The 14,932-nt window shown below is 72.5% G+C and carries 17 protein-coding genes; 7 read left to right on the top strand and 10 right to left on the bottom strand.

All coding sequences use genetic code 11. The annotated features are described in order from the left end of the window. Nucleotides 1-155 precede the first annotated feature (155 nt). Both AB0F89_RS35970 and AB0F89_RS35965 read left to right on the top strand, forming a co-directional pair. Complete coding sequence (locus tag AB0F89_RS35970) at nt 156-632, top strand: hypothetical protein (RefSeq protein WP_367130727.1); 477 nt, start codon at nt 156-158, stop codon at nt 630-632. A gap of 91 nt (nt 633-723) precedes the next feature. Continuing rightward, complete coding sequence (locus AB0F89_RS35965) at nt 724-1,260, top strand: hypothetical protein (protein ID WP_367130725.1); 537 nt, start codon at nt 724-726, stop codon at nt 1,258-1,260. Nucleotides 1,261-1,408: 148 nt separating this feature from the next. Here the strand turns inward: AB0F89_RS35965 and AB0F89_RS35960 are convergent, their stop codons facing one another. Both AB0F89_RS35960 and AB0F89_RS35955 read right to left on the bottom strand, forming a co-directional pair. Then, nucleotides 1,409-2,155 carry a methyltransferase domain-containing protein gene (locus AB0F89_RS35960; protein WP_367130723.1) on the bottom strand — a complete coding sequence of 249 codons (747 nt, stop codon included), beginning with the start codon at nt 2,153-2,155 and terminating at the stop codon, nt 1,409-1,411. A 41-nt stretch (nt 2,156-2,196) separates the two neighbouring features. Next, nucleotides 2,197-2,400 (bottom strand): hypothetical protein, encoded by a 204-nt coding sequence (locus AB0F89_RS35955; protein ID WP_367130721.1) that lies wholly within the window; start codon nt 2,398-2,400, stop codon nt 2,197-2,199. Between the two features lie 158 nt (nt 2,401-2,558). Between AB0F89_RS35955 and AB0F89_RS35950 the strand changes: the two genes are divergently transcribed. Next, nucleotides 2,559-3,407 carry a helix-turn-helix domain-containing protein gene (locus AB0F89_RS35950; RefSeq protein WP_367130719.1) on the top strand — a complete coding sequence of 283 codons (849 nt, stop codon included), beginning with the start codon at nt 2,559-2,561 and terminating at the stop codon, nt 3,405-3,407. Further along, the gene (locus tag AB0F89_RS35945; protein ID WP_367130718.1) at nt 3,404-3,595 is read left to right on the top strand and encodes a DUF397 domain-containing protein; all 192 of its coding nucleotides are present in this window, start codon (nt 3,404-3,406) and stop codon (nt 3,593-3,595) included. The genes AB0F89_RS35950 and AB0F89_RS35945 overlap by 4 nt, the downstream gene beginning before the upstream one ends. Here the strand turns inward: AB0F89_RS35945 and AB0F89_RS35940 are convergent, their stop codons facing one another. Further along, a complete protein-coding gene (locus AB0F89_RS35940) occupies nt 3,596-5,251 on the bottom strand; it encodes a fumarate hydratase (protein WP_367139151.1) in 1,656 nt (551 codons plus the stop codon). 106 nt (nt 5,252-5,357) lie between these two features. Here AB0F89_RS35940 and AB0F89_RS35935 point away from each other — a divergent pair, with 106 nt between their 5' ends. Further along, a complete protein-coding gene (locus AB0F89_RS35935) occupies nt 5,358-6,278 on the top strand; it encodes a phosphotransferase family protein (RefSeq protein WP_367130716.1) in 921 nt (306 codons plus the stop codon). A gap of 177 nt (nt 6,279-6,455) precedes the next feature. Here AB0F89_RS35935 and AB0F89_RS35930 read toward each other — a convergent pair whose 3' ends face one another. From AB0F89_RS35930 to AB0F89_RS35915, 4 genes are all read right to left on the bottom strand, one after another. Beyond that, nucleotides 6,456-7,448 carry a sigma-70 family RNA polymerase sigma factor gene (locus tag AB0F89_RS35930; protein WP_367130714.1) on the bottom strand — a complete coding sequence of 331 codons (993 nt, stop codon included), beginning with the start codon at nt 7,446-7,448 and terminating at the stop codon, nt 6,456-6,458. Between the two features lie 201 nt (nt 7,449-7,649). Further along, a complete protein-coding gene (gene dtd, locus AB0F89_RS35925) occupies nt 7,650-8,075 on the bottom strand; it encodes a D-aminoacyl-tRNA deacylase (protein ID WP_367130712.1) in 426 nt (141 codons plus the stop codon). Then, entirely contained in the window at nt 8,072-9,559 is a 1,488-nt protein-coding gene (locus tag AB0F89_RS35920; protein ID WP_367130710.1) for a methyltransferase, read from the bottom strand. Before AB0F89_RS35920 ends, dtd begins: the two co-directional genes overlap by 4 nt. A 152-nt stretch (nt 9,560-9,711) precedes the next feature. Next, nucleotides 9,712-11,205: a PucR family transcriptional regulator gene (locus AB0F89_RS35915; protein ID WP_367130708.1), complete on the bottom strand. Its 1,494-nt coding sequence runs from the start codon at nt 11,203-11,205 to the stop codon at nt 9,712-9,714. A gap of 96 nt (nt 11,206-11,301) precedes the next feature. Between AB0F89_RS35915 and AB0F89_RS35910 the strand changes: the two genes are divergently transcribed. Beyond that, the gene (locus AB0F89_RS35910; RefSeq protein WP_367130706.1) at nt 11,302-11,616 is read left to right on the top strand and encodes a DUF3099 domain-containing protein; all 315 of its coding nucleotides are present in this window, start codon (nt 11,302-11,304) and stop codon (nt 11,614-11,616) included. Here AB0F89_RS35910 and AB0F89_RS35905 read toward each other — a convergent pair. Both AB0F89_RS35905 and AB0F89_RS35900 read right to left on the bottom strand, forming a co-directional pair. Continuing rightward, entirely contained in the window at nt 11,598-12,503 is a 906-nt protein-coding gene (locus AB0F89_RS35905; RefSeq protein ID WP_367130704.1) for a carbohydrate kinase family protein, read from the bottom strand. The genes AB0F89_RS35910 and AB0F89_RS35905 overlap by 19 nt on opposite strands. Continuing rightward, entirely contained in the window at nt 12,500-13,408 is a 909-nt protein-coding gene (locus tag AB0F89_RS35900; protein WP_367130702.1) for a pseudouridine-5'-phosphate glycosidase, read from the bottom strand. The genes AB0F89_RS35905 and AB0F89_RS35900 overlap by 4 nt, the downstream gene beginning before the upstream one ends. 31 nt (nt 13,409-13,439) lie before the next feature. Here AB0F89_RS35900 and AB0F89_RS35895 point away from each other — a divergent pair, with 31 nt between their 5' ends. Next, entirely contained in the window at nt 13,440-13,688 is a 249-nt protein-coding gene (locus tag AB0F89_RS35895; RefSeq protein ID WP_367130700.1) for a DUF3039 domain-containing protein, read from the top strand. A gap of 66 nt (nt 13,689-13,754) precedes the next feature. Here AB0F89_RS35895 and AB0F89_RS35890 read toward each other — a convergent pair whose 3' ends face one another. Further along, entirely contained in the window at nt 13,755-14,918 is a 1,164-nt protein-coding gene (locus tag AB0F89_RS35890) for a YihY/virulence factor BrkB family protein (protein WP_367130698.1), read from the bottom strand. Nucleotides 14,919-14,932 lie beyond the last annotated feature (14 nt).

The raw sequence follows: 14,932 nt of genomic DNA, 5'->3' as shown, positions 1-14,932 counted from the left end.
CGCTCAGCACACGGGCGACCAGGGCTGAGCGTTGAATTCGGGGTGTCTGAACGTTGGACTCTCGCGGCTTGGACGTTGGACTCTCGCGGTGGGGGTACGGGTAATTGTGAAGAGGTGGGGGCAACCCGGGAGGGAGGTTGGTCCGTCCTGGGGGTATGAGAAGCCTTGGAACCGCTGTCGGCGCGGGTGTGCTGCTGGTCGTGCTCGCCGCCTGCGCAACGTCCACGCCCGTCGGTCCGGCTGCTGGTGGGCCGACGCTGACCACGGCGCCCACGTCCAGCTCCAGCGTCGAGGAGCCGGAGTTCGACAGCCCGGTGCCGCCGGGTGGCGCGGAAGTGCCGAAGGACCGGGTCGACGCCAGTGCGCTGCCCGAGGGCAACCCGACGACCACCTGGACCGAGGGTGACGGGAGCGTGCTCGGCGTCATCGCGCAGGAAGCGGGCTGCGGCAAGGCGAGCGTCGAGGTCGCCGAGCAGAACGCCGAGGTGGTGGAACTCGTGCTGGTCGAGACCCTGCCCGCCGACCAGCCGGTCTGCACGATGGACATCCGCTACCCGCCGTTGACGGCGAAGCTCGACGCGCCGCTCGGCGACCGCCAGGTCGTCCTCACCTCCCGGCAGGACCAGAAGTAGACCGCCCACCCGCGGATGCCCGGTCGGCCTGCCCCGGTCGACCGGGCATCCGCTCCTGCAACCCCACGGCCCCGAGTACCGTCCTCCAACTATGAGGAACGTCAAGGTCGCCGTCGCCCTTGCCCTGCTCGCCCTCGCCGGGTGCAGCACCGGCGACAACGCGCCGCTCGGCTCGTCGTCCAACCCTGCGGTCACATCCACGACCGCCTCGTCGTCGGCTCCGACAACGTTGTCATCGCCCGGTGGGTCGATCAGCGAGACCCCGCTGCCGGTGCCGCCGTCCCAACCGGCCAGCGCCGCGCCGCTGGAAGGCGGGTCGACGGAGGTCCCGACGGCCCGGGTCGACGCCGCCACGTTGCCGGACACCTACGAGCAGAAGGTGCTGACGTCGGCGGACGGCCGCACGGTGCAGGTGGTCGGCCTCACGGGCGGCTGCAAGACCGCGAGCGCCGAGGTCACGGCCCAGTCCGGCGACCAGGTGCTGATCACCCTCGTGACCACCTACTACCCGCCGGCCGGTGGGGGAGTGTGCACGCAGGAGCTGCGCGAGGTGCCGATCAACGTCACGCTCGACGCGCCCCTCGGTGATCGCCGGGTGGTGCTGGAGGCTCGCGAGGACACCGCTTGATCTTCACCTGCGGGCGCAAAGCCCCTCGTTCGGCGGCCGAGGCCAGGGGGGTGGGACGCCCTGGTCGCGCACGTGCCCTGGGGATGGGCCGAACGTGACCCGAACGGCCACCGCTGGTGCGGCTCGGACGTGGAGAACGTCGGGCCGGTCAGTTCTTGCGCGCCTCCACGAGGAACCGCTCGGAGGTCGTGACGAACGCGCCCTCACGGCCGATGTGCTCGTGCATCGCGACCAGCCGGTCCCGGTACCCCTCGACGGTGAAGTCGGGCACCGCCCACACCACCTTGCGCAGGAAGTGCACGACCGCGCCGACGTCGAAGAACTCCACCCGCATCGACTCCGACCGCAGGTCGACGACGGTCAGCCCGGCCGCCGCCAACCCGGCCACCGCCCGCTCGGTGCTGCGCTCGTCGCCGACCGGCTGCGGACCCGTCATGAAGTCCGTGATCTCCCGCAGCGTGCCCATGCCGACCTGCTGCGACAGGTAGGTGCCGCCGGCGCGCAGCACCCGACCGACTTCATCCCAACGGGTGACGACCGGGTGCCTGCTCACCACCAGGTCGAACGTGCCGTCGGGGAACGGCAGCGGCCCGTCCTCCTCGGCGTGCACCACCCACGCGTCCAGGTGGGCGAGGTTGCGGCGAGCGATCCCCAGGTTCGGCTTCCACGCCTCGGTCGCCATCAGGAGGTCCGGCGGCTTCGGGATCTCCGCCAGCACCTCACCGCCACCGGTCTGGATGTCGAGCGCCGCCTCGGCCCGTGACATCCGGTCGGCCATCAGCTTCGAGTAACCCCACGACGGACGCTCCTCGGTCGCCCGACCCGAGAACCAGGAGAAGTCCCAGCCCTCGACCGGCACGGCCGCGCCCTCGGCCACCAACTCGTCGAACGTCATGCCGCACCACGGTCCTCGGGGAACGCGAGGAGCGCCAATGATTACCCGGTGGTGGAGAAGGTGGCCACCCCGTCCCACGCCAGCCACAGGTCGTCGTCGATCTGGTCCTCGTCGGCGACGATGGTGCCCGTCTCGGCCACGTACAGCCCCAGGTTGCACCGGTGCGCCGCCAGCATCCGCACCATCCACCCGTGCAGGTCTTCCCCGTCGGCGACGGGCGCCCGCGTGATCTGCCTGAAGTACACCCCGCTTCCGCTCGTCTCGATCAGGCTCACTTGGTGAAAGCGGGACCCCACGGCAATCACTCCCCGGTCACTGTCGTATACTCTCCGAACTTGCGATCACCATCTCGTATGTACAAGATGATGGCAAGTCCCGGATCGGGTGATGATCGAGGAGAGCCATGACCAGCCCACACCGCAGTGCCGCCCGCATCCAGATCGGCACCACGCTGCGCCGCATGCGCGAAGAGGCGGGCGTGCCTCGCGAACGGGTGGGCGAGGTGCTGCACTGCACGATGACCAAGATCAGCAACATCGAGAACGCGATCAGCGGCGTCAAGCAGGCGGAGCTGGAGAAGCTGCTCGACCTCTACCAGGCCGACGAGGCGACCCGCGAGGACCTGCTGGCGCTCAACTCCGAGGCGCACCGGCGCCGGCCGAAGGGCAAGATCGGCGGCACGATCCAGCCCTGGCTGCGCCGCATCCTCGACGTCGAGGCCATCGCCACCGAAGCCCTCTACTCGTCGTTCGAGCTGCTCCCGGCGGTGCTCCAGACCGAGCAGTACGCCCGCACGCTGATGACGGGCATCGGCCTCGGCGGCGAGGTGCTGGAGAAGAATCTCCAGCTGCGCATGGAACGACGAGCGCTGCTGACCGACCGCGAACCGCCGCTGCGGCTGTGGGCGGTGATCGGGGAGCCGGCGCTGCGGGCGAACGTCGGCGGCCCGGAGGTCATGCGCGACCAGCTCAAGCACGTGCTGGGCTTGACCGAGCTGGAGAACGTCGTGGTGCAGGTCATGCCGCGAGACGCCGGGGCGCACGCGTTGACCGGCACTACGCTGACCTTGTTCCGGCTGCCCGACAAGCTGCCGTCGCTGGTCAGCGTCGACACCCCGTACGGCGCCCAGTTCGCGGACGGGGTCGACCAACTGGAGAGGACCGGCCGGTGGTTCGACCACACCCGTGCGAAGGCGTTGGGAGTCGAGGAGAGCCGCGAACTCCTGACCCGGATCACGGAGGAGACCAGATGAGCCTGCAGTTCGGCGAGTGGACCAAGTTCAGCGGTGGCGGCGACAACTGCGTCGAGGTCATGCGCACGGCCGACGAAGTGCTCGTCCGCAACAGCAACCGGCCGGAAGAAGCCCCACAGCGCTTCACCTACAGCGAGTGGGACTTCTTCACGCGCGGCGCGAAGCTCGGTGTGTTCGACCTCGGGTAGCTACTTGCGGAACGAGATCTGGAGGGTCGGGGCGGAGGTCTCGGCGAAGAAGTCGTTGCCCTTGTCGTCCACCACGACGAACGCCGGGAAGTCCTCCACCTCGATCTTCCAGACCGCCTCCATGCCCAGCTCGGGGTACTCCAGCACCTCGACCTTGCGGATGCAGTCCTGGGCCAGCCGCGCCGCCGGGCCGCCGATCGAACCCAGGTAGAACCCGCCGTGCGCCGAGCACGCGGCCGTCACCTGCTTGGACCGGTTGCCCTTGGCCAGCATCACCAGCGACCCGCCGGCGGCCTGGAACTGCTCGACGTAGGAGTCCATCCGCCCGGCCGTCGTCGGGCCGAACGACCCGGACGCGTAACCCTCGGGCGTCTTGGCCGGCCCGGCGTAGTACACCGGGTGGTCCTTGAGGTACTGCGGCATCGGCTCGCCCGCGTCGAGGCGTTCCTTGATCTTGGCGTGCGCGATGTCGCGCGCCACCACGAGCGGTCCGGTCAGCGACACCCGCGTCTTCACCGGCAACGCCGACAGCGTCGCCCGGATCTCGGCCATCGGCCGGGTCAGGTCGATGTTCACGACCTCGTCGGACAGGTCCTCGCCGGTGACCTCGGGCAGGAAGTGCGCCGGGTCGCGCTCCAGCTGCTCCAGGAAGATGCCCTCGGGGGTGATCTTCGCCTTGGCCTGCCGGTCCGCCGAGCACGACACCGCGATGCCGACCGGGCAGGACGCGCCGTGCCGGGGGAGCCGGATCACCCGCACGTCGTGGCAGAAGTACTTGCCGCCGAACTGGGCGCCGATGCCGAAGTTCCGGGTCAGCTCCAGCACCTGCTGCTCCAGGTCGACGTCCCGGAACGCGTGCCCGGCGGCCGAGCCCTCGGTGGGCAGGCCGTCGAGGTAGCGGGCGGAGGCGAGCTTGGCGACCTTCAGGTTCTGCTCGGCCGACAGGCCGCCGACGACCACGGCGAGGTGGTACGGCGGGCAGGCGGCGGTGCCGAGCGAGCGCAGCTTCTCGTCCAGGAACCTGGCCAGCCGCGTGGGGTTCAGCAGCGCCTTGGTCTCCTGGTAGAGGAACGTCTTGTTGGCCGAGCCGCCGCCCTTGGCCATGAACAGGAACTCGTACTTCGGCTCCACGCCCGGCGCGGTGAACAGCTCGATCTGCGCGGGCAGGTTGGTGCCGGTGTTCTTCTCGTCCCAGAAGGTGACCGGGGCCATCTGCGAGTACCGCAGGTTCAGCTCCTGGTACGCCTCGAAGATGCCGCGCGACAGGGCTTCCTCGTCGGTCCCGCCGGTGAGCACGGACTCGGTGCGCTTGCCCATCACGATCGCGGTGCCGGTGTCCTGGCACATCGGCAGCACGCCGCCGGCGGAGATGCACGCGTTGCGCAGCAGGTCCATCGCGACGAACCGGTCGTTGCCGCTGGCCTCGGGGTCGTCCACGATCGCGCGCAGCTGGGCCAGGTGCGAGGGCCGCAGCAGGTGCTGGATGTCCCGGATCGCCTCCTTGGCCAGCAGCGTCAGCGCCGCGGGCTCGACCTGGAGGAACGTCCGGCCGGCCGCCTCGACGACCGACACCCCGTCCGGCGTCACGAGCCGGTAGTCGGTGTGGTTGTCCTTGGCCAGCGGGAGGACGTCGGTGTACTGGAACGTCGGTGCCAGGAGGTTCGGCGGGGTCACGTCGCGGGCTCCCTTGCGCGCTTCGGGTTCCGCCGAACCTATACCGATACCGCCGTCACCGTCCGCACGGCGTGGTGTGATTCGCGTCGTGGTCGACAGCCTCACGAAGCGCCGGCTCCCCGAAGCCGAACTCGACGCCCTCCTCCGCCGCGTCCTCGGCGTGCCGCTCGCCGCGCACGTCGAGCTGACCGAGGGCATGTTCAACACCGCCTACCGGCTGACGGCGGCGGACGGCCGCGAGTCCGTGCTGAAGGTCGCGCCGCCGCCGGACGTGCCGCTGCTCACCTACGAGCGCGACCTGATGAGCACCGAGGCGCTGGCGTTCGGGCTGATGGGGCGGCACGGGCTGCCGGTGCCGGAACTGCTGCACCACGAGGACGGCCTGCTGCTGATGACGGCGTTGCGCGGTGAGCCGTGGACGTCGGCCAAGCCGCGGCTGACCGACGCCGAGCACGGCGCGCTGCGTCGTGAGCTGGGCGCGATCGTCCGCGGGCTGCACGCGATCGGGGGCGACGTGTTCGGCTACCCCCAGGGCCCGAACGGGGCGACGTGGCGGGAGGCGTTCACGAGGATGGTGGACGCGGTGCTGGCCGACGCGGACCGGTTCGGCGTGGAGCTGCCGGACGTGCGGCCGGCCTTCGCGGCCCACGCGCACCTGCTGGACGAGGTCACCGCGCCGGTGCTGGTGCACTTCGACCTGTGGGAGGCCAACATCTTCCTGCTCGACGGGCACGTCGAGGGCGTCATCGACCCGGAGCGGGCGTTCTTCGGCGACCCGTTGGCGGAAATCGCGACGGTGGCGTTGTTCGCCGAGCCGGACGAGGACTTCCTGGCGGGGTACGGCCGGGACGCGTTCACCGCGGTCGAGGAGACCCGGATCGCGCTGTACCGGGCGTACCTGTGCCTGGTCATGATCGTCGAAGGCGTGCCGCGCGGTTATTCCGGCGCGGAGCACGAGGAGTTGGTGCGGTTCTTCCGCGGGAAGCTGGCGGAGTACCTGCGGCTCTAGGGGAACCGGGAGAACGCGGAAGGCCGGGCCGGCCCCCGACCGCCCCGACCTTCCTCGGCGTGCGACGACCTCCGCGCAATGGGGCGGAGGTGTCGCATGGCTCGTGTAACGCACGACCGTGCCGTGACCGGCGTCACAAGTCAATACCGCACAGCGGTGACCGGCCGCTGAATCGCATCAGCTCGCGTAGGCCCGCAACTTGGCCGCCCGGTCGCCCTGCCGCAGCTTCGACATGACCTCGCGCTCGATCTGCCGCACCCGCTCCCGCGACAGCCCGAACTGCTTGCCGATCTGGTCCAGCGTGCGCGGCTGGCCGTCCTCCAGGCCGTAGCGCAGCCGGATCACGGCCTGCTCGCGCTGGTCCAGCGTGGCCAGCACCCGGCGCAGGTCGTCCTGCAGCAGGCCGGAGATGACCGCGCTCTCCGCGTCGGTGGCGTCGGAGTCCTCGATGAAGTCGCCCAGCGGGGCGTCCTCCTCGGTGCCGACGGGCATGTCCAGGCTCACCGGGTCGCGGGCGTGGTCGAGCAGGTCGACCACCTTCTCCGGCGACAGGCCCGACTCCTTGGCCAGCTCCTCGTTGGTGGCCTCGCGGCCGAGCTGCTGGTGCAGGTCGCGCTTGATCCGGGCGAGCTTGTTGACCTGCTCGACCAGGTGGACGGGGAGCCGGATCGTGCGACCCTGGTCCGCCATTCCCCTGGTGATCGCCTGGCGGATCCACCAGGTCGCGTAGGTCGAGAACTTGAAGCCCTTGGTGTAGTCGAACTTCTCGACCGCGCGGATCAAGCCCAGGTTGCCTTCCTGGATGAGATCCAGCAGCGGCATTCCCCGCCCGGTGTATCGCTTCGCGAGGGAAACGACCAAGCGCAGATTCGCTTCGAGAAGGTGGTTCTTTGCCACGTGGCCATCGCGGATCAACGCCCGCAGTTCGCGCTGGCGCTCATCCGGCAGCTCCGGGTGCGTCTCCAGCTTGTGCTGCGCGAAGACGCCCGCCTCGATCCGCTTGGCGAGTTCCACTTCGTCGGCCGCGGTCAGCAGCGCTGTCTTGCCGATGCCGTTCAGGTACACCCGGACCAGGTCTGCGGCCGGTCCCTGGGCGTCGAGGTCCAACTCGGCGCTCGTGCTGGTCGTCTCGTTCCCGACCTGACGGTCGAGGAGCTTCGGGACGGTCATGGAGCTCCCTCCCCCTTGTGTCGCGGGCTGGCAGTGCGGTCGTGTCGCGCACCCCGCGCTGCGTTGCGCGGCCACCTTTCGGTGTCTGACACTGGGGGAAACGCGAACCGGGTCGAAATGGTTCCCGCTTCCCACGACCTGAAGACGTCACTGCCGTCACAGCGGTTGCGCCGCGAATCCTGAGGATTGCCTGAGAAGGACCTAGAGTTCCACCAACACGGTGAACGGGCCGTCGTTCGCACTCCGCACCGACATCATCGCGCCGAACCGTCCCGTTTGCACTCGGGCGCCTCTTCGGCGCAGTTCCGCGCACACCTCGTGGACCAACGGCTCGGCGTGCTCGGGGCGGGCGGCGGCGGTCCAGGACGGCCGCCGCCCCTTCCGCGTCTCCCCGTAGAGTGTGAACTGACTCACAACCAACAGGGGCGCGCCGGTCGTGGCGCACGACTCCTCGTCGCGCAGGACGCGCAGCTCGTGCAGCTTGCGGGCCATCACGTGCGCCTTGGCGACGTCGTCGTCCACGTGGATGCCCAGCAGCACCAGCAGCCCCGGCTCCCCGATCGCGCCGACGACCTCGTCGTCCACGGTGACCGACGCCTCGGTGACGCGCGCCACGACCGCCCTCACGCCGGCGTCACCATCCCGTGCCGGACCAGCTCGCGGACCACCGGCAGCGCGGCGGCGGCGAGCGCGTCGGCGTCCAGGTCGTTGGCGTAGGCCAGCAGCGCCACCAGGTCGGACAGCGGCAGCGCGCCCCGGAAGCCCGCGAGCAGCCTGGCCGCGACCTCGTCCAGCTCGTGCTGCCAGCCGGGGCCGTCGGTGCGGTGCAGCCGGCGGACGACGGCCTCCCAGCCCTCGTCGGTCGGCGCGGAGACCTCCTCCAGCACGACGGTCTCCGGCACGGTGAAGCGGGTGGCCAGCAGCCGGTCGTTGTCGGTGGCGCGCAGCCAGTCGACCCGGTCGAGCCAGGCGGCGGACTCCGGGCCCAGCGGGTCGTCGTAGGCGTGGCGCAGGTCTTCGCACACCACCTCGGCGTGCGCGGCGTCCGTGCGGCGGAGCGTGACGAAGCCGAACCCGACGCCCTCGACGTCGTTCTCGGCGAACCAGTCCAGCCAGGCGGACGCCTTGGCCCGGCCCTCGTCGCCGCGCGGGTCGACGCCCGCGTCGCGCAGCCACGTGCCGACGTACAGGGCGGGGTCGGCGACGTCGCGCTGCACGAACCACGCGTCCACGCCGCCGCGCGGCAGCCACGCCGACACCCGGTCGGCCCAGTCCTCGCCGCGGCGGTGCAGCCAGGAGGCCAGCAGCTGGCCGACGCCGCCCTCACTGAGGAACGCCGGCAGCTGCCGGACGACCAGGGCGCTGGCGTCGTCACCGGCCAGGCCGGAGTCGCGGTAGACGTAGTCGACCCGGGGCGGGCCGACCACGAAGGGCGGGTTGCACACGACCTGGTCGAACCGCCGGCCGCGCAACGGGCCGAACCACTCGCCCTGGCGCAGCTCCACGTCGACCTCGTTGAGCCGGAACGTGCCCGCGGCCAGGGCCAGCGCGCGTTCGGACAGGTCGGTGGCGGTGATCCGGTCCGCGTGCCTGCTCGCGTGCAGCGCCTGGACGCCGCAGCCGGTGCCCAGGTCGAGCAGCGTGCCCACCCGGCGGCGCGAGGTGGCGCGGGCCAGGCTGATGGACGCGTGGCCGACGCCCAGGACGTGGTCGGACGGCACCGGGCCGCCGCGCTGGTCGGCGTCCTGGTCGGCGATCACCCACCAGGAGCCCTCGTCGTCGCCGTAGGGCCGGATGTCCAGGCCCGCCCGCAGCCCGTCGCCGGCGCCGCGCAGCACCTCGGCCTTCACCGCGGTGTCGAGGTCGACGTCCGGCAGCGCGGCCCGGACGGCGGCCTCGGGTTCGGTGTCGCCGAGCAGGAACAGCCGGACCAGGGTGCCCAGCGCGCCGGCGTCCCGGGTGGCCCGGCGGGCGGCCTCGGGCTCGCCCCGGCCCAGGGCGGCGTGGGCCCGCGGCCCGAGCACGTCGACGACCCCGTCCGCGTCGTAGTCGGCGGCGCGGAACGCCTCGCGCAGCCGGGAGGTCAGGTCGGCAGAGAGATCGGGTAGCACGGCGCCATCGTCTCGCGGCGGGTCGGCGCGCGCCGGACCAGCCCCACCGGACGACGGCGGTGGCGCATCCGGTCACCACGGCGGCGCGGACGGGTCGACCGGGCGAGGGGCCGGTCTGCCGGGCAGCCGGGTCACCGGCGGCGCGGCGACCCTCAGGGCGTGATCGCCAGCGCGATCGCCATGGCCAGCCGCTGCTCCGGGTCGTCCAGCGGCAGCGACGTCACCGCGGCCATCCGCTGCAACCGGTACCGCAGCGTGTTCGGGTGCACCGACAGCACCCGGGCCGCCTCTCGCGCGTCCCCCTGCGCGGCCAGCCACGCGCGCAACGTCATCGCGTACTGGGTGCCGTGCTCGGCGTCGTGCCGCACCAGGTCCGCGACCGGCCCGCGCAGCGGCAACCGCCCGGCCTCCGCGACCGCCGCCAACCGGCGCAGCAGCACCCGCGCCCACGCCCCGTCGTACACCACGGGCTCGTCACCGGCCAGCGCCAGGCACTCGTCGGCCTCGCCGCGGGACGCGGGCAGCGACGTCGCGTCCGCCCGCCCGCCGACGCCGGCCAGCACCACGGCCTCCGCCGGCAGCTCGCGCCCCAGCGCCCGCACCCACTCCACCGCCGCCGCCGGGTCCTCGCCGCACGGCAGCACGGTGTAGAGCACGTTGCCGAACAACGCCGAGCGCCCCGGCCGCGACCAGCCGAAACCCGCCGTGGCCCGGGAGAACGCCAGCAGCGCCGCACCGTGCTCGCCCTCGCCGACGTGCGCCTGCACGGCGATCACCCGCAGGTCGGTCGACGGCAGCCCCAGCCGGGCGAGGTTCGCGGGCAGGCCGGAGTCCAGCGCCTCGATCACCAGGTCCGCCTCGGCCTGCCGCTCCAGGTCGGCCGACGCCCGCGCCCGCAGCAGGTGCAGCGCGGCCGTCCGGGCGCCGTCCACCAGCGCCGCCGCGCGCACCGCGTCGACCGGGTCGTCCACCTCGACCCAGACCGAGCCCAGCAGCTCGCGCCCGGCCCGCACCGCCGCCACCAGCCGCCCGCCCAGCTGGTCGGTCAGCTTCGGCACGAACAACGCCTCGTCCGACCGGGCCAGGTGGGTGAAGACGCCGTAGGAGTCCAGCGCCTGCCACGCCTCCTCCGGCACCCGCCGGCCCAGGATCGTCTGCACCCGCACCGGGTCGACGCCCTGCTGCCGGTAGGAGTAGGCCAGCACCCGCGACTGCTGGTCCTCGATCGTCACCGGCCCGCCGACCACCGCCGCGATCGCGTCCGCGACGGCGAACAGGTCACCGGCGCCCTGCCCGCCCAGCACCAGCGTCTGGGCGACGTTCGCCAGCTGCCCCCACGGCACCGAGGGGTCCACCAGCAGCACCGCCGCCCCGGACCGCTTCGCCGCCGCGGCCACCCGCTCGTCCAGCGGCGGAGACCCGTGCAGCACCACGGCCGCCGCCGCCGTCGACCCGACCAACCGCGCCGCCGCGGCGGGCGTCGGCACGCCGAGGCCCAGCAGCACGTCGTCCGGCGCGGCCGCGGTGTGCTCCGCCGAGTCGTGCAGCGCGACCCCGCGCAACTCCACGTCCCGCCCGCGTGGCGCGCAGCTCAGGTGCGTGCCGAGGCTGCCGAGCACGTCCACCAGGCGATCAAGGGCGACCACAGCGGGATCGTACGGTCAGCGCGGCCGGCGCGCGGCCGGTGTGAATTGGCGGACGGGAAGGTGTGGATTCCGCCCAGGTGGTGGGACGATGGGGGCATGGTCAGTCCCGAGCGCGACGGCACACCGGTGCTCATCACCGAGGCGGCTCCCTCCTACGAGGAGCAGCACGCCGCGCGCAAGCGCAAGTACGCGATCATCATGGGCGCCCGCATCCCCTGCCTCATCCTGGCGATGGTCTTCTACCAGACCTGGTGGCTGGCCCTGGCCCTGATCGTCCTGTCCGTCCCGCTGCCGTGGATGGCCGTGCTGATCGCGAACGACCGGCCTCCCCGCAAGGCGGAGAAGGCCAGCCGGTTCGCCAAGGAGCACCGCGCCATCGAGGCCCGCCCGCATCACATCATCGAAGGCTGAGCGACGGCGGCGGGCTGAGCGGCGGCGGGCTGGGCGCCCACCCCCGACACGGCCCGCGCCGCCGCGCGCACGCCGCCGAGCACCGCGTCCCGCCGTGACGCGCCGGCCAGCCACGCCGCCAGCAACCCCGCGTCGAACGCGTCACCGGCGCCGGTCGAGTCGACGCACTCGACGTCCTCCGCGGGCACGGACACCACGCCGTCCCGGTCCACCCAGCTCGCGCCGTCCGCGCCGGACGTCAGCGCCACCGCGCCGACCACGTCCAGCAGCGCGGCCGCCGACGCGGGCTCGGCCGACCCGGTGAGCGCCACCAGCTCCTCGGTGTTGGGCAGCAGCAGGTCGACCCCGCGCACGTCGTCCAGGAACCCGTCGTAGATCAACGCCGCCGACTGCGGGTCGACCGACGTGGTCAGGCCCGCCTCCCGGGCCGCCCGCAGCACCGCCAGCCCGGCCGGCCGCGACGACGCGTCCAGCAGCACGTAACCGGACAGGTGCAGGTGCGTTGCGTCCCGCAACAAACCGGGGTCCAGGTCGTCGGGGGAGAACCGGGCGTTCGCGCCCCGGTCGGGCAGCATCGACCGCTGGCCGGTCTCGTCCACCAGCACCACCACGCAGCACGTCGCCGCCCCGGTGTCGACGGCGAACGCGCACCGCACGCCCGCCGACGTCAGCTCGGCGTGCACCTGCCGCCCCGCCGAGTCCGCGCCGACCCGCGCCACCAACACCGGCGACGCGCCGCACGCGGCCAGCCACACCGCCGTGTTCGCGCCCGCGCCGCCCGGCTCGATGGTCACCGCCGCGCGCGAGTCGCCGCCGTGCACGATCGGCCCGGCGTGCCGGGCCACCACGTCCAGCCCGGCGTCGCCGACGACCACGATCCCCGTCACGCCGCCAGCTCCACGGCCACCGCCGCGGCCAGGGCGGCGTTCGACACCACCAGCTCCTCGTTCGCGTCCAGGCTCACCCCGCCGCTGGCGGTGTGGAAGTGCTCCAGCAGCACCGGCGTGACCTCCTTGCCCTGCACGCCCCGCTCCCGCAGCAGCTCCAGGCCCTCCGCCAGCAGCCGTTCGTGCAGGTCGGCGGCCATCTCGAAGTCGGCCGGGATCGGGTTGGCCAGCAGCACGCCCGCCGAACCGGGCACCCCGCGGTGCGCCGCCACGACCGCCGCCGCGTCCCGCGCCGAGTCGACCCGCCACGGCACGCCGAACTCCGACTCGCGCCGGTAGAACGCGGGGAAGCGGTCCGTGCCGAACCCGAGCACCGGCACCGACCTGGTCTCCAGCAGCTCCAGCGTCGCGCCCACGTCGAGGATCGACTTCACGCCCGAGCAGACCACCAGCACCGGCGTCGTGGCCAGCACGTCCAGGTCGGCGGACACGTCCCAGGTCTCCCGCGCGCCCCGGTGCACGCCGCCGAGGCCGCCGGTGGCGAACACCCCGATCCCGGCCGCGTGCGCCAGGGCCGCCGTGCTCGCGACCGTCGTCGCGCCGTCGCGCTTCAGCGCGTACGCCGCGCCCAGGTCCCGCCGCGACAGCTTGACCAGGTCGTTCGCCGGGTCGCAGACGTGGTCCAGCTCGGCGGGGGTCAACCCGACCCTGGGCACGCCGCCCAGCACGGCGATCGTGGCGGGCACGGCGCCCGCGGCGCGCACCACGCCTTCGAGCCGTTCGGCGACCTCGCGGTTGCGGCCGGGCGGTAGCCCGTGGGACAGGATCGTGCTCTCCAACGCGACCACCGGCCGGTTCTCGGCCAGGGCGGATCGGACCTCGTCGGTGACGCTCGGCTTGCTCACGAGGTGCCATCATCCCAGGTACGCTGGGCGCGTGAGCACGCAGACTCTGCCCGAGGTGGAGACCCGGCCGGAAGGCACGGACCACACCGGGGACGACACCCCGAAGATGTTCCACTACGTGCGCAAGTCCAAGATCGCGGAGAGCGCGGTGATGGGCACGCACGTGGTGGCGCTGTGCGGCGAGGTCTTCCCGGTGACGAAGTCGCCCAAGCCGGGGTCCCCCGTCTGCCCGGACTGCAAGAAGATCTACGACGGCCTGCCCAAGGGCGGCGGCGAGTAGGTCCGGGCCCGACCCGAGCACCCCGGCGCGCACCCCGCGCCGGGGTTCACCGCTGCCCCGCCCCGGTCAGCCGGGCAGTCCCCGGCCGTGCCGCGCGTGCGGGGGCTCCTCCGGCAGCGGGCCCTTCCGCTCGACCGGCAGCGGCACGGTGTGGTTGGTGTCCGCCGGCGACGGCGCGGAGTGCTCGCCGGTCGCGGGCCGGTCGCCGGTGGGCGGCGGCGCGGCCCGGCCCCCGTTCGCCGGGGCGCGGCGGTCCTCGTCGGACCTGATCCGCTCGGCCGCCCGCTCGATCTCCAGCCGCTGCCACCGCCGCCGCTGCCGCCGGGTCATCCGCGCCGGCCACATCTCCTGCATCGCGCTGTTGAAGTACGCGCCGAGCGTGATCGCCAGCCCGATCAGGTAGGCGAACAGCAGGAACGCGATCGGCGTCGCCAGCGCGCCGTAGGTGTACCCGGTGGTGGTGATCCACTGGATGTAGAGCCGCAGCCCGATGGACGACAGCAGGAACACCGCCATCGCCAGCACGGCCCCCGGCACCAGCCGGTGCCACGGCAGCTTGTTCGGCAGCGACAGCTTGTACAGCGTCGCCAGCGCCACCACCAGCAGCACCGCGATGCCCGGGTAGTAGAACCCGCTCAGCCAGGACTCGATCGTCTCCCGCCACGACACCGGGAACAGCCGCGGCAGCAGGTCGGGGCCCAGCGCCAGGACCGGCAGGCCGATGATCAGCAGCACCAGGCTGGCCATGTACAGCAGCAGCGCGAAGATCCGCTGCCACACCTCGTTGCGCACCCCGTACTGGTCGTGCGCGGCGGTGATCGCGTCCACGAACGACGACATCGCCGACGAGCCGGCCCACAGCGAGATCAGGAAGCCGACCGAGACGATCTCGCCCTTGCCGGTGGTCAGGATCTGGTCGACGGTGGGCACGATCACGCCGTTGACCACGTCCTGGCTGAAGATGGTCCGGCAGGTCGAGATGATCCGGTCCTTGACCGCGCTGACGACCTCCGGCCCGAACCAGTCGCCCAGGTAGCCGAGGCTGCCCAGCAGCCCCAGCAGCAGCGGCGGGAACGACAGGACCTGCCAGAACGCCGCCTCGGCCGCCTCGGAGAAGATGCTGCCGTCCCACGCCTTCGACAGCGTGCGCGCCAACAGCCGCAGCGGTCGCTTGCGACCCGGCCTGCGTGCTGTGTCGTCCGTCGGCGAACCCATCGCAACATCAAGCATGGTGCATCGCGGGT

The sequence above is a fragment of the Saccharothrix sp. HUAS TT1 genome, from assembly GCF_040744945.1.
In the GTDB taxonomy this organism is placed as follows: domain Bacteria; phylum Actinomycetota; class Actinomycetes; order Mycobacteriales; family Pseudonocardiaceae; genus Actinosynnema.
This window is presented reverse-complemented; position numbering and strand designations above follow the sequence as displayed.

Excerpts from the sequence above, each read along its gene's own strand:
- AB0F89_RS35970 (WP_367130727.1), top strand. The coding sequence starts at position 156 with ATGAGAAGCCTTGGAACCGCTGTCGGCGCGGGTGTGCTGCTGGTCGTG.
- AB0F89_RS35965 (WP_367130725.1), top strand. The coding sequence starts at position 724 with ATGAGGAACGTCAAGGTCGCCGTCGCCCTTGCCCTGCTCGCCCTCGCC.
- AB0F89_RS35960 (WP_367130723.1), bottom strand. The coding sequence starts at position 2,155 with ATGACGTTCGACGAGTTGGTGGCCGAGGGCGCGGCCGTGCCGGTCGAG.
- AB0F89_RS35950 (WP_367130719.1), top strand. The coding sequence starts at position 2,559 with ATGACCAGCCCACACCGCAGTGCCGCCCGCATCCAGATCGGCACCACG.
- AB0F89_RS35945 (WP_367130718.1), top strand. The coding sequence starts at position 3,404 with ATGAGCCTGCAGTTCGGCGAGTGGACCAAGTTCAGCGGTGGCGGCGAC.
- AB0F89_RS35930 (WP_367130714.1), bottom strand. The coding sequence starts at position 7,448 with ATGACCGTCCCGAAGCTCCTCGACCGTCAGGTCGGGAACGAGACGACC.
- AB0F89_RS35910 (WP_367130706.1), top strand. The coding sequence starts at position 11,302 with ATGGTCAGTCCCGAGCGCGACGGCACACCGGTGCTCATCACCGAGGCG.
- AB0F89_RS35890 (WP_367130698.1), bottom strand. The coding sequence starts at position 14,918 with ATGCTTGATGTTGCGATGGGTTCGCCGACGGACGACACAGCACGCAGG.